Below are 17,110 nucleotides of genomic sequence, written 5' to 3'. Positions count from 1 at the left end.
GCCATAGAGTGTTCACACGGCCTGCTGATACTAGGCCCCGACTTAACACACCTATCTGCTAGGAGTAAGGCATGAAACTGAAGCGTTTGATGGCGGCAATGACTTTTGTCGCTGCTGGCGTTGCGACCGCCAACGCGGTTGCCGCTGTTGACCCTGCTATCCCGAGCTACACCAAGACCACTGGTGTGTCGGGCAACCTGTCCAGCGTCGGCTCCGATACCCTGGCCAACCTCATGACCCTGTGGGCTGAAAACTACAAAAAAGAATACCCGAACGTAAACATCCAGATTCAGGCTGCCGGTTCTTCTACCGCGCCACCTGCGCTGACTGAAGGCACCGCTAACCTGGGCCCGATGAGCCGCAAGATGAAGGACAACGAGCTGCAGGCCTTCGAAACCAAATACGGCTACAAGCCAACCGCAATCCCGGTTGCCGTGGATGCCCTGGCTGTCTTCGTTCATAAAGACAACCCGATCCAGCACATGACCATGGAGCAAGTCGACGCGATTTTCTCCTCGACTCGTCTGTGTGGCGCCAAAGCCGACGTGAAAACCTGGGGTGATCTGGGTGTGACCGGCGACCTGGCCAACAAGCCGGTTCAACTGTTTGGTCGTAACTCGGTATCCGGCACTTATGGCTACTTCAAAGAAGAAGCCCTGTGCAAAGGCGACTACAAGCCAAACGTCAACGAACAACCTGGCTCGGCTTCGGTCGTGCAGTCGATCAGCTCCTCGCTGAACGGCGTGGGTTACTCGGGCATCGGCTACAAGACCGCTAGCGTGAAGACAGTGGCTCTGGCCAAGAAAGGCAGCACTGAATTCATCGAAGACACCGAAGAAAACACCCTGAACGGCAAGTACCCGCTGTCGCGTTTCCTCTACGTTTACGTCAACAAAGCCCCGAACAAGCCTCTGGCCCCGCTGGAAGCCGAGTTCGTGAAGCTGATTCTGTCTAAACAGGGTCAGGAAGTTGTGGTGAAAGACGGCTACATCCCGCTGCCAGCCAAGGTTGCTGCAAAAGCACTGGCTGACCTGGGTCTGCAAGAAGGCAACAACGTAGCAAAAAAGTAAAACCCTGATCCGAGGCTAACCTCGGATCTTTGTGGGAGCGTGGCTTGCCCGCGATGGCCGTAACCCGGTCCTCCGGCAAGCCAGGGCTCTTGCTCCCACACCTCTAATTTTTCACTCCGCTGCCAGTTCCCACGGGCGGCGGATTTGTTGCGTCACTGCATTGTCATCTTTCTGTCATACAGGATCGCTAGGGTGTGCGAATGAATGATCTGGCCAATTCCACCATGACTACAAATCCCCCCAAGCGAATTGACTTCAATACGCCTGAGCTACAACGCAAGCGCCGTATTCGTGCGCTCAAAGATCGCCTGACCCGCTGGTACGTCCTCGTGGGCGGCCTCGCCGTTCTCGGCGCGATCACGCTGATCTTTTTCTTCCTGGCTTACGTTGTCGCGCCGCTGTTTCAGGGTGCCGACCTGACCGCCAAGGACGCCATCACGCCTGCCTGGATGCACGACGCTGGCAAGCCGCTGATGATCTCCCTGGAAGAACAGAACCAGGTCGCCATGCGGGTTTCCGACAAGGGCCAGGCGTTGTTCTTCGATATCGACAGTGGCGCTGAACTCAAGCGTGTCGATCTGTCGATTCCGGCCGGCACTACCGTGACCTCCATCGGCGAAGACCAACCGGGCCATCCCTTGGTGGCGGTCGGCTTGTCCAACGGCCAGGCGCTGGTGTTCCGTCACACTTATAAAGTCAGCTACCCGGACGGCAAGAAAACCATCTCGCCGGCCATCGAATACCCGTACGGCGAAACGCCGATCGCGCTGAACGAGGCGGGCGGAGCCCTGGAGCATGTCAGCCTCAACGCGACCGATACGACACTGATGCTGGTCGGCTCCACCGGTGCGCAGCTCAATGTTTTGTCGCTGACCAGCGAAGAAAACATGATGACCGGCGAAGTCACCAACGAGCAGAAGCGTATTGATCTGCCGCAAATGACCGAGCCGGTGAAGAACATCTTCGTCGACCCGCGTCAGCAGTGGCTGTACGTGATCAACGGTCGTGCTCAGGCCGACGTGTTCAGCCTGCGCGACAAGAGCCTCAACGGTCGCTACAAACTGCTGGATAACGGTGAAACCGAAATCACTGCCGCCACCCAACTGGTCGGTGGTATCTCGCTGATCCTCGGCGATTCCAAAGGTGGTTTGGCCCAGTGGTTCATGGCCCGCGATCCGGATGGCGAGCTGCGACTGAAGCAGATCCGCACCTTCCAGATGGGCACCACGCCAATCGTTGAAATCACTGCTGAAGAACGTCGCAAAGGCTTCATCGCCCTCGACGCTTCCGGCAAGCTCGGCGTGTTCCACAGCACCGCGCACCGCACGTTGCTGGTGGATCAGGTGGTCGACGGCCAAGGTGTCTTTGGTCTTTCGCCACGGGCCAACCGGGTGATCGTGGAGGCGGGCGGCAAGCTTCAACCGCTGCTGCTCGACAACCCGCACCCAGAGGTTTCCTGGAGCGCGTTGTGGAGCAAGGTCTGGTACGAGAACTACGACGAGCCTAAATACGTCTGGCAATCGACCGCCGCCAACACTGACTTCGAACCCAAGCTGAGCTTGTCCCCGCTGACTTTCGGTACTTTGAAAGCCGCGTTCTACGCGATGCTGCTGGCCGCACCACTGGCCGTCGCCGCTGCTATCTACACCGCGTACTTCATGGCCCCGGGCATGCGCCGCAAGGTCAAACCGGTGATCGAACTGATGGAAGCGATGCCGACGGTGATCCTCGGCTTCTTCGCCGGCCTGTTCCTCGCTCCGTATGTAGAAGGACATTTGCCGGGCATTTTCAGCCTGCTGCTGTTGATGCCGATCGGCATCCTGGTCGCCGGTTTCACCTTCAGTCGCCTGCCTGAATCGCTGCGCCTGCGGGTGCCAGACGGCTGGGAAAGCGCGATCCTGATCCCGGTGATTCTGTTTGTAGGCTGGCTCTCGCTGTACATGAGCCCGTACATGGAAACCTGGTTCTTCGGCGGCGACATGCGCATGTGGATCTCCCACGACCTGGGCATCACCTACGACCAGCGCAACGCTCTGGTGGTCGGTCTGGCCATGGGTTTCGCGGTGATCCCGAACATCTACTCCATCGCCGAAGACGCCGTGTTCAGCGTGCCTCGCGGTTTGACCCTCGGCTCCCTGGCCCTCGGTGCCACGCCGTGGCAGACCATGACTCGCGTGGTGATCCTCACTGCCAGCCCGGGCATTTTCTCGGCGCTGATGATCGGCATGGGCCGTGCGGTCGGTGAAACCATGATCGTGCTGATGGCCACCGGTAACACCCCGGTCATGGAAATGAACCTGTTCGAAGGCCTGCGCACCCTGGCGGCCAACGTTGCGGTGGAAATGCCCGAGTCGGAGGTCGGCGGCAGCCACTACCGCGTGCTGTTCCTCTCGGCGCTGGTGCTGCTGATGTTCACCTTCGTCATGAACACCCTCGCGGAACTGATTCGTCAGCGTCTGCGCAAGAAATACTCGTCGCTTTAAGAAAGGTAGAAGTCTGTGAAACAGAACTCCCTGAAAGGATGGTTCAAGAGCGGCGCCCCCGGCGTCTGGATCAGCGGTGGCGCGGTGTCCATCGCGGTCATCATGACCATTGGCTTGCTGGCAGTGATTGCCGTGCGCGGTCTGGGCCATTTCTGGCCGGCGGACCTGGTGCACGCCAGTTACGACGTACCGGGCCAGGCCAATCACCTCGTCATCGGCGAAGTGGTGCAGAAAGAACAAGTGCCGCGCGAGCGCCTGAAAAGCGCTGGCCTGCCGGTGCCCGATGTTGGCCCGGAATTCATGACCCGCGAGCTGATCAAGGTCGGCAACCGTGACCTGAACGGCAACGACTTCACCTGGATCGTCGGCGAGTGGCTGACCAATCAGAAGACTCCCCCCGAGTTGATGACCATCGAGCGTCGTGAGTGGGGCAACTTCTACGGTTACCTGGTCAACGTCAAACAGGACGGCAAGGTCATCGCTGAAGGCGAAGCGGCATGGCCTGAGCTGCAGGCCCGCGTCGATCGCGTCAACAAACTCGCCGCAGAGCTCAAGAGCCTGGAAAAATCCGACATTGGCGCGATCAACGCCGGCCTTGAGCGAGTCCGCCTGCACGGTCGCAAACTGGAACTGGCCGGGACGATGGACGCTACCGCGCAAGCGGACATGGAGTCCGAGCGTGCCGAACTGAACGCGCGTTATCAGGACATCGAAGCCCGCCTGAACGACCTGCACGCCCAGTTCAACCGCGACAGCCTGACGGCCCGTGACGCGAACGGCAAAGAGGTCGAAATCGGTATCGGCAAAGTGGTTCACGCCTATCAGCCGAACGCCATGAACACCTTCACCAAGATCGGCTTCTACTTCAGCAAGGTCTGGGAGTTCTTGAGCGACGACCCGCGTGAAGCGAACACCGAAGGCGGGATCTTCCCGGCGATTTTCGGCACCGTGATGATGACGTTGATCATGGCGATGATCGTGACCCCGTTTGGCGTACTGGCAGCGGTTTACCTGCGTGAATATGCGAAACAGAACACCATGACGCGTTTGATCCGCATCGCGGTGAACAACCTGGCGGGCGTTCCAGCCATCGTTTACGGTGTGTTTGGTCTGGGCTTCTTCGTCTATGTGCTGGGCGGTTCGGTCGACCGGTTGTTCTTCCCTGAAGCGCTGCCGGCGCCGACCTTTGGTACGCCGGGCCTGCTCTGGGCGTCCCTGACCCTGGCGCTGCTGGCGGTGCCGGTGGTGATCGTGGCCACGGAAGAAGGCCTGGCGCGGATTCCTCGCACGGTGCGCGAAGGCTCGTTGGCCCTCGGCGCAACCAAGGCTGAAACCTTGTGGAAGATCGTGCTGCCGATGGCCAGCCCGGCGATGATGACCGGCATGATTCTCGCCGTGGCACGCGCCGCCGGTGAGGTGGCGCCGCTGATGCTGGTGGGTGTGGTGAAACTGGCGCCATCGCTGCCGCTGGATGGCAACTACCCGTACTTGCACCTGGACCAGAAGATCATGCACTTGGGCTTCCACATTTATGACGTCGGCTTCCAGAGCCCGAACGTCGAGGCCGCACGGCCGCTGGTGTACGCCACGGCGCTGCTGCTGGTGCTGGTGATCGCCACGTTGAACCTGTCGGCCGTTTATATCCGTAACCACCTGCGCGAAAAATACAAAGCGCTGGATAGCTGATTCATGCAGCACTGATTTCTATGTGGGAGCCAGCCTGCTGGCGATGGCATCACCGCGGTTTACAGATTGACCGCGTCGCCTGAATCGCCAGCAGGCTGGCTCCCACAAAAACCGAACCGAATTTGTTAGCACAGGGAGCCTCCCATGCAGCACGAAACACATACCCACGGCATCAACATGTCTGCCCTGGGCCGCGACAAACAGAGCTTGAGCCTTGAACAGGAAACCGTCGCGATTGAAGTGCCGGGCCTGAGCCTGTTTTACGGCGACAAACAAGCGCTGTACGACGTCAGCATGAACATCCCGAAACAGCGTGTGACTGCCTTCATCGGCCCGTCTGGCTGCGGCAAGTCCACACTGCTGCGTACGTTCAACCGCATGAACGACCTGGTGGATGGCTGCCGCGTTGAAGGTGCGATCAACCTCTACGGCAACAACATCTACCGCAAGGGCGAAGACGTGGCCGAGCTGCGTCGTCGTGTTGGCATGGTGTTCCAGAAGCCGAACCCGTTCCCGAAAACCATCTATGAAAACGTGGTTTACGGCCTGCGCATCCAGGGCATCAACAAGAAGCGCATCCTCGACGAAGCCGTCGAGTGGGCGCTGAAAGGCGCGGCGCTGTGGGACGAAGTCAAAGACCGTCTGCACGAGTCGGCACTCGGCCTGTCGGGTGGTCAGCAACAACGTCTGGTGATCGCTCGTACCATCGCCGTGGAGCCGGAAGTGCTGCTGCTCGACGAACCGTGCTCGGCACTCGACCCGATCTCCACGCTGAAAGTCGAAGAGCTGATCTACGAACTGAAATCCAAGTTCACCATCGTCATCGTGACCCACAACATGCAACAGGCCGCCCGGGTTTCCGACTACACGGCGTTCATGTACATGGGCAAACTGGTGGAATTCGGCGACACCGACACCCTGTTCACTAATCCGGCGAAGAAGCAGACCGAAGACTACATCACGGGTCGCTACGGCTAGGAAGCTGTTGTTGCTCACTGAACTGACGCTGCGGTCCACCGCACCTTACCGGACGCTCCAAGGACGCCAACATGATTAGTAAAGAAGGCCTTACCCATCACATCTCTGCGCAGTTCAACGCTGAGCTCGAGGAAGTGCGCAGCCACCTCCTGGCCATGGGCGGGCTGGTGGAAAAGCAGGTCAACGACGCGGTGACCGCGTTGATCGAGGCCGACTCCGGCCTGGCCCAGCAGGTTCGTGAGATCGACGACCAGATCAACCAGATGGAACGCAACATCGACGAAGAATGCCTGCGCATTCTGGCCCGTCGTCAGCCGGCAGCGTCTGACTTGCGTTTGATCATCAGCATTTCCAAGTCGGTGATCGACCTGGAGCGCATCGGCGACGAAGCGACCAAGATCGCCCGCCGCGCCATCCAGTTGTGCGAAGAAGGCGAAGCGCCGCGCGGTTACGTCGAAGTTCGCCACATCGGCGACCAGGTGCGCAACATGGTTCGCGATGCGCTGGACGCGTTTGCCCGTTTCGACGCCGACCTGGCGTTGTCGGTGGCGCAGTACGACAAGATCATCGACCGCGAATACAAAACTGCGTTGCGTGAACTGGCGACCTACATGATGGAAGACCCGCGCTCTATCTCGCGTGTCTTGAGCATCATTTGGGTGCTGCGTTCCCTGGAGCGGATCGGCGATCACGCGCGCAATATCTCGGAACTGGTGATTTACCTGGTGCGCGGCACCGACGTGCGTCACCTGGGCCTCAAGCGCATGAAAGAAGAAGTTGAAGGCACAAGCGGCGAAACCGTTAATGTTCCGGGCAAAGTTGACGATAAGTAAGATTGCCCAAGTAAAAGCGCCCGGCCTTTTGGCCGGGCGTTTTTGTTTGTGGTTTTTGAATTCGAACGCAGCACCCGCGAACGAAAAGTCCCGGCGTGACTGAAGGTTTTTGGCAATGTGCCATCAGCAAAGCGGTATGCTTGCCGGGATTTTTTAAAGGGGTTGTGGATGAGTAAGGTCAGTGTGTTGGTCGTGGACGATGCGTCGTTCATTCGTGACCTGGTGAAGAAGTGCCTGCGCAACTACTTCCCGGGCATCCGGATCGAAGACGCAGTCAACGGCAAGAAGGCTCAGTCCTTGCTGACGCGGGAAGCGTTCGACCTGGTCCTGTGCGACTGGGAGATGCCGGAAATGTCCGGCCTGGAACTGCTGACCTGGTGCCGCGAGCAGGACAATCTCAAGACCATGCCCTTCGTGATGGTGACCAGCCGTGGCGATAAAGAGAATGTCGTGCAAGCCATTCAGGCCGGCGTTTCCGGCTACGTCAGCAAACCGTTCACCAACGAGCAGCTGCTGACCAAGGTCAAGCAGGCGCTGAACAAGGTGGGCAAGCTCGATACCTTGATGAACAGCGCGCCGACCAAAATGAACTCGGCGTTCGGCAACGATTCCCTGAGCGCATTGACCGGCGGCAAAGCTGCCGTGGCTGCACCAGCAGCGGCGCCAGTCAACCCGTTCGCCAAACCTGCCGCCGCCGCACCGGCCCCGGCGGCCGCTGCGTCTCGCGGTCTGCTCAACAGCCCGCCGATCAAGCCTGCAGCGTCCTCCGCCGCGCCAACGGGTGGTCGTGGTCAGGGCCAACTGCGTCTGCCGAACGGCATTGCGCAATGCGTGATCAAGGCCTTGAGCCTCAAGGAAGCGCTGCTGGTAGTGAAACGCACCGACACCCTGCCGCAAGTACTCGACAGCGCCGTGCTCGACCTGGAGCAGGGCGATAACGCCGAAACGGCCCGTCTGAACGGCTACCTGCACGCCATCGTCGCCCACGAGCAGAAGCCCGACAGCGAGTGGCTGCAGCTGACCTTCCGCTTCGTCGACCAGGACGCGCAGAAGCTCGACTACATCTCCCGCCTGATTGCCCGCGGCACGGCGCAGAAGCACTTCATTCCTGGCGCGTAAGATCAGCGTCGTCTGACGCTAAGGCATCGCGGGCTAGCCCGCTCCCACAGGTACAGCGAAAACCTTGTGGGAGTGGGCTCGCCCGCGATGGGGCCAGAACAATCACCGCCCATCTCCCGCACACCCCATTTTGAAACATCTGCCAACTACCCGGGTCCATTGCAGCTGCTAGGCTCCTTCCCAGGCCTTACTCGACAGAATCCTGCCCATGCTCGCGCGCCTGCTGTTTCTCTGTGGTCTCTTCATGGCCTCCACCTCGGCTGTGGCCATGACTATCTACAAGTCCACCGACGCCAATGGCGTGGTCTCCTATAGCGACCGTCCCACGAAGGGCTCCAAGGTGTTCGTTTTTCGCGATCGCATGGAAGAGCACCTTGAGCGTCAGGTGTACCTCGACATCAAGAAGCAGAAGGGCATGGACGGTGTGTACGTGCGCAATGACCTGTATGCGCCAGTAGAGATCGAACTGAGTTTCACCGGGTTGAAGAACGTCAGTGGCGCGCCGAGCCGACCGATTCGCCGGGTGATGCCGGCGCGCAGCAACATTCGTCTGGCGCTGCTCACGGCTACCCAGGCCGGAAGGCCGCTGGCGTATACCCCGAAGTTCGAATATTCCCTGGGCGACCCCTCAGGCACCGCCATGGCCTACCGATACCCGCTGCCCTGGCGTGGCGGGCCGTTTCGGCTGAGTCAGGGTGCCAATGGTCAATACAGCCACTTCGGCCCCAAAAGCCGTTACGCCATGGACATCGCCATGCCTGAGGGCACCCCGATCATTGCGGCGCGGGGCGGGGTAGTGGTGAAAACCGAGAATAAGCAGACCGGGCGCGGCAACGATCCGTCGGGCAACTTCGTGCGGGTGCTGCACGACGACGGGACCATGGGTGTTTATCTGCACTTGCAGCGAGGCTCGGTGAGCGTTCGCGAAGGGCAGCGGGTGGCGGTGGGCAGTGCGCTGGCGCTGTCGGGCAATACCGGCAACAGCAGCGGGCCGCACCTGCATTTTGTGGTGCAGCGCAATACCGGGTTGGGGCTGGTGTCGATTCCGTACCAGTTCAGTCAACCGGTGGGGGCGTTGCCCAACTTTGCGTTGGGCAAGCAGTGAGGTGTTGCCTGTTCTGACGCCATCGCGGGCAAGTCGACTTGGATTAGCCGATCAATCGAGCATCAACACCTTGGCCAAAATAATCTTCGGCCCTTTCATCTTCTTGATGATGATCCGCAGACCTTCGACTTCCAGCACTTCTTCCTCTTCCGGCACCCGCTTCAAGGTTTCGTAGATCAGCCCGGCGAGGGTTTCAGCCTCGATGTGGTCCAGGTCGATCCCCAGCAGCCGTTCGACCTTGAACAGCGGTGTGTCGCCCCGCACCAGCAGCTTGCCCGGCTGATAGGCGAGGATCCCGCGTTCAGCCTTGCGGTGTTCGTCCTGAATGTCGCCAACCAATACTTCCAGCACGTCTTCCATGGTCAGGTAGCCGATGATGTTGCCATCGGCCTCCTCGACCAGCGCGAAGTGCGAGCCGCCCTTGCGGAACTGTTCCAGCAACTGCGACAGCGGCATATGCCGCGACACGCGCTCCAGCGGACGGGTCAATTCGGCAAGGTTGAACGATTCGGGAATGTGGTCCAGGGCCGCCAGTTCCAGCAGCAGATCCTTGATGTGCAGCAGGCCGACAAACTCTTGGCTATCGCTGTCGTACACCGGATAACGGCTGAATTTGTGGCGACGGAACATCGCCAGGATTTCCTTGAGCGGCGCGTTGAACTCCAGCGTCACCAGGTCTTCCCGGGAATTGGCCCAGTCGACCACTTCCAGCTCGCCCATTTCCACCGCGGAGGCCAAAACGCGCATGCCTTGGTCGCTCGGGTCCTGGCCACGGCTGGAGTGCAGGATCAGTTTGAGTTCTTCACGGCTGTAATGGTGCTCGTGATGAGGGCCGGGCTCACCCTGGCCAGCGATCCGCAGGATCGTGTTGGCGCTGGCGTTGAGCAGGTAGATGGCCGGGTACATGGCCCAGTAGAACAGGTACAGCGGCACGGCCGTCCAGAGCGACAGCAACTCGGGTTTGCGGATGGCCCAGGATTTCGGCGCCAGTTCGCCGACCACGATATGCAGGTACGAGATGACGAAGAACGCGGCGAAGAACGACACGCCTTTGATCACTTCGGCCGACTGCACGCCGACGGCTTCAAGCAGCGGTTCGAGGATGTGCGCGAACGCCGGCTCACCGACCCAGCCAAGGCCCAGGGAGGCGAGGGTGATACCCAATTGGCACGCCGACAGGTAAGCATCGAGCTGACTGTGAACGGTGCGCAGGATGTGTCCGCGCCAGCCGTTTTTTTCAGCGATGGCTTCGACCCGGGTCGAGCGCAATTTGACCATGGCAAATTCCGCCGCAACGAAAAAGCCGTTGAGCAAAACCAAGATCAGAGCAAAAAGAATCATGCCGAAATCGGCGAAGAGTGTCGCGAGGGTCAAGCCAGGGGATGGGTCCATGATGGGGTTTTGCGGGTTCCGTGTATTCAAAAAAAGAGGAAATGCGGTGCCTGAAGGGCAGGCACAAGTCAGCCAATGTAGCGGCTGACTGGGCGATTGCCTAGTGGCGAGTGCTGGCCGGTATCAGTCGGCGGCGCTGATGACCTGCGATTTGGTCACTTGGGCCGGGGCGAAATGGCAGGTGAACGTGCTGCCGTGGCCCGGCACACTGCTGATTTCCATCCGCGCACGATGACGCAGCAGCACGTGTTTGACGATGGCCAGTCCCAGGCCTGTGCCACCGGTGTTGGAGTTGCGGCTGGAGTCGACGCGGTAGAAACGCTCGGTCAGGCGCGGCAGGTGTTTGCTGTCGATACCGATTCCGGAGTCCTGCACGCTCAGGTGCGCACCTTGCTCGTCACCCCACCAGCGAATGCGGATATTGCCTTCGGCCGGCGTGTACTTCACCGCGTTGAACACAAGGTTGGAAAACGCGCTGCGCAACTCGGCTTCGCTGCCCTTGAGCAGAATCGTCGGATCGGCTTCCAGGGTGATTTTCTGATTGCGCTGAGCAGACAACTGCTGAGCGTCGCACTTGATCGATTGCAGCAATCCGTCAATGGCCACCGGCTGATTGTCGGACGGGTAATCAGTGGCTTCCAGTTTGGCCAGCAGCAGAAGGTCGTTGAGCAAGGTCTGCATGCGTCCACCTTGCTGCTGCATCTGCTGCAAGGCACGGGACCAGCGCGGGTTCACTTCTTCAACGTTGTCGAGCAGGGTTTCCAGGTAGCCGCAGATCACCGTCAACGGCGTGCGCAATTCATGGGAGACGTTGGCGATGAAGTCTTTGCGCATCTGTTCCAGCTGATGGATGCGCGTGACGTCGCGCACCAGCATCAAGTGTTCGTTGTTGCCGTAGCGGGTGATGTACAGCTGAATACGCAGGCGATCGTTGATCGGTGAAGGGATTTCCAATGGCTCGGCGTAGCTGTCCTGCTCGAAGTATTCCTTGAAGCGCGGATGGCGCACCAGGTTGGTCACCGGCTGGCCGCTGTCTTGCGGCGTCTTGAAGCCGAGCAGGGTTTCGGCGGCGCGGTTCCACCATTCGAGGTTGCCGTCGCTGTCGAGCATGATCACCGCATCTTTGAGCGCGGCGGTGGATTCCTGGACCCGGTCGATCACCGCTTGCAGCCGCCCGCGCACCCGTTGGTCGCGGCGTTGCAGGTGGTAGATGCTGTCGAACACCTCGCCCCACAGGCCATAGCCATCGGGCGGTGCTTCATCGGGTTTGTGCAGGCGCAGCCATTCGTGCAGACGCAGCAGTTGCTTGAGCGTCCAGGCCAGGTAAAGTCCCAGGCCCGCGGCGAGGCTCCAGCCGTAATAGCCGGAAATCAGGCCGATCACCAGGCAACCGGTCACCAGCAAAAGCATGTGGCGGATCAGGGTGCCATGCCAGTTTTGGTTCACTTGAACGCGCGTCCTTGTCAGCTTGTCGGGCGGGAAAGGTCCGGGTCAGGCCTTGGTGGAAAACCGGTAACCGGTGCCGCGCACGGTTTGTACCAGATTTTCGTAAGCCTCACCGAGGGCTTTGCGCAGGCGCCGGATGTGCACGTCGACGGTGCGTTCTTCGACATAAACATTTCCGCCCCAGACCTGATCCAGCAACTGGCCACGGGTGTAGGCGCGTTCCTGGTGGGTCATGAAAAATTGCAGCAGACGGTACTCAGTCGGGCCCATCTCGGCGGGTTTGCCGTCGATGGTCACGCGATGGCTGATCGGGTCCAGCAGCAAACCGCCGACTTCGATCGGCGTTTCGCCATCGGTCGGGCCGGCGCGGCGCAGTACGGCTTTCAGACGCGCAACCAGTTCTCGGGGGGAAAAGGGTTTGGTGATGTAATCGTCGGCACCGACTTCCAGACCCTGGATCTTGTTGTCCTCTTCGCCCTTGGCGGTGAGCATGATGATCGGGATGTCCCCGGTCAGCTCATCGCGCTTGAGGCGTCGGGCCAGCTCGATGCCGGAGGTGCCGGGCAGCATCCAGTCCAGCAGGATCAGGTCCGGCTTGCGGTCGACAATGATGGCATGGGCCTGTTGGGAGTTCTCAGCCTCCAGGCAGTCATAGCCGGCCATTTCCAACGCAACGGCGATCATTTCGCGAATGGGCGCTTCGTCGTCGACGATCAGAATGCTCCTGCCAACCATGCGTTAATCCTCTTGTCATTTAACTGTCTTGCGCCGCATTAGATAACGGAATTATTGCAGTCGTGTGACAGTATTTTAGTCGACCGGCGATTGTCATGAACCTGGGCTAAGCTCTAAGTCCGAATCCTGACAACCACAAAAGGAAGGTTTCCATGAAGCACATCGCTCAATCCTGGAAGGCGCTGCTGATCACTGCTGCGCTAACGTTGCCGACAATGGCCTTCGCCGCAGAACCGGGCATGGTTAAAGACGGCATGTTGGTCGACCACAAAGGCATGACGTTGTACACCTTCGACAACGACACCGGCGGCAAGTCGGCGTGCACCGGCAAGTGCGCAGAAAACTGGCCACCGCTGAAAGCCACCGCCGCCGACAAGGATGAAGGCAAGTGGACCATCATCACGCGTGACGATGGCACGAAGCAGTGGGCGTTCGACGGCAAGCCGCTGTACTACTTCGTGCAGGACAAGAAGCCTGGAGACATGACCGGCGACAAGAAAATGGACAAGTGGCACATCCTCCAAGGGCCGAAAATGTAAGCGTATTCAGAAGCGGCAAGCCTCGCTCCTGTAGGAGCAAGGCTTGGTCTGGGCGGCAATCCGACGATGGCCGCAGTCGTCTCAACGCAATCCATAATCCAGCACAATCCCGACAAAAATCGCCAACCCGGCCCAATGGTTGTGCAGAAACGCCTTGAAGCAACGCATCCGGTCCTTGCCACGGGTGTACCAGAACTCCCACGCAAAACAGCCCGCCGCCGCCAGCAATCCGAGGTGGAACCAGCCGCCGAGCTCGAATTTCGCCCCGGCCAGCACCAGGCAACCTAGCGCCAGCCCCTGCAGAATCAGGATGATCACCCGGTCCGCCTCGCCAAACAGAATCGCCGTGGATTTAACGCCGATTCTCAGATCGTCGTCGCGGTCAGTCATCGCGTAATAGGTGTCGTAGCCCACCGTCCACAGCAGGTTAGCGATCCACAGCAACCACGCGGCCGCAGGAAGCCCACCGGTTTCGGCGGTGAACGCCATCGGCATGCCCCAGGAGAACGCCGCGCCCAGCACCACTTGTGGGTAATAGGTGTAGCGCTTCATGAACGGATAAGTGAAAGCCAGTGCCAAGCCACCGAACGACAGCCAGACGGTTTTCGCGTTGGTGCACAACACCAGCAGGAAACTCACGCCCATCAGCAGCGCAAAGAACACCAGCGCTTCTCTGGAACTGATCTTGCCGCTTACCAAGGGCCGCTGTTCGGTGCGTTTCACGTAGCCGTCGACCTTGCGATCCGCCCAATCATTGATCACGCAGCCGCCAGCCCGGGTCAGCACCACGCCCAGGACGAAAATCACGATATTGGCCAGCGACGGCGAACCTTTACCAGCGATCCACAGCGCCCACAGTGTCGGCCACAGCAGCAGATAAATGCCGATCGGTTTGTCCATGCGGGTCAGCTGAATGAAATCCCAGGCCCGTGGATTCAAGCGATTCAGGGACTTGAGCAGGCTCTGGTACATCAGCAATTCTCCGGATGGGCGCGGGTGGCGTTCCACAGGGTCGGCAAGAAAATTTCGGCCACCAGCACGCTCAAGGCCCCACGGTCGAAACGCGAACGGCGGCCCCACAATTCAGGTGCCCGGGACTCCACCGGCAGCCACTCCTGAGGATAGTGACAAACCTCAATGGCGCGCCGTTGAAATGCCTGATCGCAAAACAGCAATTCGCCCAGAGAGCGGCTGCCCAACTCGTCCATGTGCAGGCCGTCGCCCTGCAATGCACTGCGCGCCGCCACGCTGCGGGCAAACACCCAGGCTTCGCCGTGGCCGCGCAGGTACACCTCCCGCACCCAGCCCTCGCTGCCTTCGGCCAGGTCCAGTGCGGCGCATTCGTCGGAGCGCAGTGATTGCCAGCCTTCGAAGAGTGGCGTGACGCTGAAGCCGTCATTCGACAGGCGGATCAGCCGTCGGGTCAAAGAGCCTTCGTCGAACAGCCAGTCGAGGGTAGACGTGTCGGGGAGGGGCGCGAGTTGGCTTTGGGGAAGCCAGAATGGAGGTTTTGAGTGCGGCACAGTGAGTCATTATTGGCAGCAAATGAGGCGGCGAGCTTACCATGTCAGTCGGTGATTTTGATTGATCCGCCCCCTCGTTGCGCCGAACAGGCTTGCATCTGCCGGGCCCGATCAGTACAAAACGCCCCTGAGCCGGACGGCAACATTCCAACCATCGACCGTTCGCGCCGGCAAAAGTCTGAATCCTGAGGATGTACCTGAATGAAAAAGTGGCAATGTGTGGTCTGCGGCCTGATCTATAACGAAGCCGACGGCTGGCCGGATGACGGCATTGCGCCGGGCACCCTGTGGCAGGACGTGCCGGAAGACTGGCTGTGCCCGGATTGCGGCGTGGGCAAGATGGATTTCGAAATGATCGAAATCAACTAAGACTTTAGAGGAGTAAGGAATGAACGCACCTGTCGTGATCGTCGGCACCGGGCTGGCTGGCTACAACCTGGCCCGGGAGTTTCGCAAACTCGATGGCGAAACCCCGCTGCTGCTGATTACCGCAGATGACGGACGCTCCTACTCCAAGCCGATGCTCTCCACCGGTTTTGGCAAGAACAAGGACGCCGATGGCTTGAGCATGGCCGAACCCGGCGCCATGGCCGAGCAATTGAAGGCCGAAGTACGCACCCACACCCGTATCAGCGGCATCGACCCGGGCCACAAGCGCCTGTGGATTGGCGAAGAGTCGGTAATCTACCGCGACCTGATCCTGGCCTGGGGCGCGGAAACCGTACGGGTGCCCATCGAAGGTGATGCGGCTGACGCAGTGTTCCCGATCAACGATCTCGAAGACTACGCACGCTTTCGCGCGGCAGCGGCCGGCAAGCGTCGGGTATTACTGCTCGGCGCCGGCCTGATCGGCTGCGAGTTCGCCAACGACCTGATTGTCGGTGGCTACGAGGTGCAACTGGTTGCACCGTGCGAACAGGTCATGCCGACCCTGCTGCACCCCGCGGCAGCCGCTGCGGTCCAGGCCGGTCTGGAAAGCCTGGGCGCACGCTTCCACCTCGGGCCGGTGCTCAATCGCTTGCAGCGCGTCGCTGACGGGTTGCAAGCGCATCTGTCCGACGGCCAGGTGATCCCTTGCGATGTGGTGGTGTCGGCCATTGGTCTGCGTCCGCGTATCGACCTGGCGGCGGCTGCCGGCCTGCAGGTCAATCGCGGCGTGGTGGTCGACCGTCATTTGAAAACCTCCCACGCCAATATCTACGCCTTGGGCGATTGCGCCGAGGTCGATGGGCTGAATCTTTTGTACGTCATGCCCCTGATGAGCTGTGCGAGAGCGCTGGCACAAACCCTCGCCGCAAACCCTGTGGCGGTCAGTTATGGCCCGATGCCCATCACCGTCAAAACGCCGGTCTGCCCATTGGTGGTTTCCCCTCCACCACGGGGTTTCGAGGGTGTTTGGACCGTCGAAGGGCAGGGCGCAGACATCAAGGTGCTATGCCGCGATGCCAGCGGCAAACTGCTGGGTTATGCCCTGACAGGCGCGGCGGTGATGGAAAAACTGGCCCTGAACAAAGAGCTTCCGGCACTGCTGGCGTAAATGCCGGTCGTTCTGTCGGAATCACCCCGCTTTTGCCCCTACAAAGGTCGCGCCGAGACTGGCGCGGCTCTTCTGTGCGTGCCATTCTCACTCCCGTCTGCCGCAGAGTAGAGCATCTGCGGCGCTTTGGGCGCTGTTCCAACGAGAACAGCACGGACATAACAACAAAAAACCGTCAAGGGGCTTCACTAATGCGTAAACCAGAACTCGCCGCAGCAATTGCTGAAAAAGCAGACCTCACCAAAGAGCAGGCCAACCGCGTTCTCAACGCCGTTCTCGAAGAAATCACCGGCGCTTTGCACCGCAAGGACAGCGTCACGCTGGTGGGCTTCGGTACCTTCCTGCAACGCCACCGCGGTGCCCGCACGGGCAAAAACCCGCAAACCGGTGAGCCTGTGAAAATCAAGGCAAGCAACACCGTTGCCTTCAAACCAGGCAAGTCGTTGAAAGACAGCGTCAATCCGTAACACGCGCCGACTGCCCGCCTGGCGGGTGAGCGGAGTAAAAAATGGGCACGCCAATCAGGTTGGGTGCCCATTTTTTTGGTTCTTCACGGAATCCCGGGAAACACAGAAACAAGAACGCCGATTTGATTGATGATGTTCGTGCGAGCAAACACATCTAACAAACCGGCGTTCTTATGCGCGATATTAATACTTTCCTT

General features: G+C 59.9%; 16 protein-coding genes. 11 read left to right on the top strand and 5 right to left on the bottom strand.

Annotation, left to right across the window (positions count from 1 at the left end):
- The first annotated feature begins 71 nt into the window (after positions 1-71).
- From FQ185_RS23490 to FQ185_RS23455, 7 genes are all read left to right on the top strand, one after another.
- On the top strand, positions 72-1,070 hold the full coding sequence (locus tag FQ185_RS23490) for a phosphate ABC transporter substrate-binding protein PstS family protein (protein WP_149419517.1): 999 nt from the start codon (positions 72-74) through the stop codon (positions 1,068-1,070).
- A 200-nt stretch (positions 1,071-1,270) separates the two neighbouring features.
- Positions 1,271-3,553 carry an ABC transporter permease subunit gene (locus FQ185_RS23485; RefSeq protein WP_149419516.1) on the top strand — a complete coding sequence of 761 codons (2,283 nt, stop codon included), beginning with the start codon at positions 1,271-1,273 and terminating at the stop codon, positions 3,551-3,553.
- 15 nt (positions 3,554-3,568) lie between these two features.
- Positions 3,569-5,239 (top strand): phosphate ABC transporter permease PstA, encoded by a 1,671-nt coding sequence (pstA, locus tag FQ185_RS23480; protein WP_149419515.1) that lies wholly within the window; start codon positions 3,569-3,571, stop codon positions 5,237-5,239.
- Positions 5,240-5,383: 144 nt separating this feature from the next.
- Positions 5,384-6,217 carry a phosphate ABC transporter ATP-binding protein PstB gene (gene pstB, locus FQ185_RS23475; protein WP_007942698.1) on the top strand — a complete coding sequence of 278 codons (834 nt, stop codon included), beginning with the start codon at positions 5,384-5,386 and terminating at the stop codon, positions 6,215-6,217.
- A 71-nt stretch (positions 6,218-6,288) separates the two neighbouring features.
- Positions 6,289-7,050, top strand: a complete 762-nt coding sequence (phoU, locus tag FQ185_RS23470; RefSeq protein WP_149419514.1) for a phosphate signaling complex protein PhoU — start codon at positions 6,289-6,291, stop codon at positions 7,048-7,050.
- A gap of 168 nt (positions 7,051-7,218) precedes the next feature.
- The gene (locus tag FQ185_RS23465) at positions 7,219-8,169 is read left to right on the top strand and encodes a response regulator (RefSeq protein WP_149419513.1); all 951 of its coding nucleotides are present in this window, start codon (positions 7,219-7,221) and stop codon (positions 8,167-8,169) included.
- A gap of 208 nt (positions 8,170-8,377) precedes the next feature.
- Positions 8,378-9,274 (top strand): M23 family metallopeptidase, encoded by an 897-nt coding sequence (locus tag FQ185_RS23455; protein ID WP_149419511.1) that lies wholly within the window; start codon positions 8,378-8,380, stop codon positions 9,272-9,274.
- A 51-nt stretch (positions 9,275-9,325) separates the two neighbouring features.
- Here FQ185_RS23455 and FQ185_RS23450 read toward each other — a convergent pair whose 3' ends face one another.
- From FQ185_RS23450 to phoB, 3 genes are all read right to left on the bottom strand, one after another.
- Positions 9,326-10,666: a hemolysin family protein gene (locus FQ185_RS23450; RefSeq protein WP_149419510.1), complete on the bottom strand. Its 1,341-nt coding sequence runs from the start codon at positions 10,664-10,666 to the stop codon at positions 9,326-9,328.
- Positions 10,667-10,789: 123 nt separating this feature from the next.
- Positions 10,790-12,112, bottom strand: coding sequence for a phosphate regulon sensor histidine kinase PhoR (phoR, locus tag FQ185_RS23445; protein ID WP_149419509.1), 1,323 nt, complete (start codon positions 12,110-12,112; stop codon positions 10,790-10,792).
- 45 nt (positions 12,113-12,157) lie between these two features.
- On the bottom strand, positions 12,158-12,847 hold the full coding sequence (phoB, locus tag FQ185_RS23440; RefSeq protein WP_149419508.1) for a phosphate regulon transcriptional regulator PhoB: 690 nt from the start codon (positions 12,845-12,847) through the stop codon (positions 12,158-12,160).
- A gap of 152 nt (positions 12,848-12,999) precedes the next feature.
- Here phoB and FQ185_RS23435 point away from each other — a divergent pair, with 152 nt between their 5' ends.
- Complete coding sequence (locus tag FQ185_RS23435; protein WP_149419507.1) at positions 13,000-13,386, top strand: hypothetical protein; 387 nt, start codon at positions 13,000-13,002, stop codon at positions 13,384-13,386.
- A gap of 81 nt (positions 13,387-13,467) precedes the next feature.
- Here FQ185_RS23435 and ubiA read toward each other — a convergent pair whose 3' ends face one another.
- Positions 13,468-14,358, bottom strand: coding sequence for a 4-hydroxybenzoate octaprenyltransferase (gene ubiA / locus FQ185_RS23430; RefSeq protein ID WP_149419506.1), 891 nt, complete (start codon positions 14,356-14,358; stop codon positions 13,468-13,470).
- Entirely contained in the window at positions 14,358-14,909 is a 552-nt protein-coding gene (locus FQ185_RS23425; RefSeq protein WP_149419505.1) for a chorismate lyase, read from the bottom strand. Before FQ185_RS23425 ends, ubiA begins: the two co-directional genes overlap by 1 nt.
- 201 nt (positions 14,910-15,110) lie before the next feature.
- Between FQ185_RS23425 and FQ185_RS23420 the strand changes: the two genes are divergently transcribed.
- The 3 genes from FQ185_RS23420 to FQ185_RS23410 all read left to right on the top strand — a co-directional run bounded on the left by FQ185_RS23420 (position 15,111) and on the right by FQ185_RS23410 (position 16,913).
- Positions 15,111-15,278: a rubredoxin gene (locus tag FQ185_RS23420; protein ID WP_007954349.1), complete on the top strand. Its 168-nt coding sequence runs from the start codon at positions 15,111-15,113 to the stop codon at positions 15,276-15,278.
- Between the two features lie 19 nt (positions 15,279-15,297).
- Positions 15,298-16,446 (top strand): NAD(P)/FAD-dependent oxidoreductase, encoded by a 1,149-nt coding sequence (locus FQ185_RS23415; RefSeq protein ID WP_149419504.1) that lies wholly within the window; start codon positions 15,298-15,300, stop codon positions 16,444-16,446.
- A gap of 191 nt (positions 16,447-16,637) precedes the next feature.
- Complete coding sequence (locus tag FQ185_RS23410; protein ID WP_003213368.1) at positions 16,638-16,913, top strand: HU family DNA-binding protein; 276 nt, start codon at positions 16,638-16,640, stop codon at positions 16,911-16,913.
- The last annotated feature ends 197 nt before the right edge of the window (positions 16,914-17,110 follow it).

The sequence above is a fragment of the Pseudomonas sp. ANT_H12B genome (assembly GCF_008369325.1).
Classification (GTDB): domain Bacteria; phylum Pseudomonadota; class Gammaproteobacteria; order Pseudomonadales; family Pseudomonadaceae; genus Aquipseudomonas.
The sequence above is the reverse complement of the archived record's forward strand: the minus strand, read 5'-3'. Positions and strand labels throughout refer to the sequence as shown.

Bases quoted from the DNA above. Each gene is read 5' to 3' on its own strand.
- FQ185_RS23490 (WP_149419517.1), top strand. From the start codon at position 72: ATGAAACTGAAGCGTTTGATGGCGGCAATGACTTTTGTCGCTGCTGGC.
- FQ185_RS23485 (WP_149419516.1), top strand. From the start codon at position 1,271: ATGAATGATCTGGCCAATTCCACCATGACTACAAATCCCCCCAAGCGA.
- pstB (WP_007942698.1), top strand. From the start codon at position 5,384: ATGCAGCACGAAACACATACCCACGGCATCAACATGTCTGCCCTGGGC.
- phoU (WP_149419514.1), top strand. From the start codon at position 6,289: ATGATTAGTAAAGAAGGCCTTACCCATCACATCTCTGCGCAGTTCAAC.
- FQ185_RS23465 (WP_149419513.1), top strand. From the start codon at position 7,219: ATGAGTAAGGTCAGTGTGTTGGTCGTGGACGATGCGTCGTTCATTCGT.
- FQ185_RS23455 (WP_149419511.1), top strand. From the start codon at position 8,378: ATGCTCGCGCGCCTGCTGTTTCTCTGTGGTCTCTTCATGGCCTCCACC.
- FQ185_RS23450 (WP_149419510.1), bottom strand. From the start codon at position 10,666: ATGGACCCATCCCCTGGCTTGACCCTCGCGACACTCTTCGCCGATTTC.
- phoB (WP_149419508.1), bottom strand. From the start codon at position 12,847: ATGGTTGGCAGGAGCATTCTGATCGTCGACGACGAAGCGCCCATTCGC.
- FQ185_RS23435 (WP_149419507.1), top strand. From the start codon at position 13,000: ATGAAGCACATCGCTCAATCCTGGAAGGCGCTGCTGATCACTGCTGCG.
- ubiA (WP_149419506.1), bottom strand. From the start codon at position 14,358: ATGTACCAGAGCCTGCTCAAGTCCCTGAATCGCTTGAATCCACGGGCC.
- FQ185_RS23420 (WP_007954349.1), top strand. From the start codon at position 15,111: ATGAAAAAGTGGCAATGTGTGGTCTGCGGCCTGATCTATAACGAAGCC.
- FQ185_RS23415 (WP_149419504.1), top strand. From the start codon at position 15,298: ATGAACGCACCTGTCGTGATCGTCGGCACCGGGCTGGCTGGCTACAAC.
- FQ185_RS23410 (WP_003213368.1), top strand. From the start codon at position 16,638: ATGCGTAAACCAGAACTCGCCGCAGCAATTGCTGAAAAAGCAGACCTC.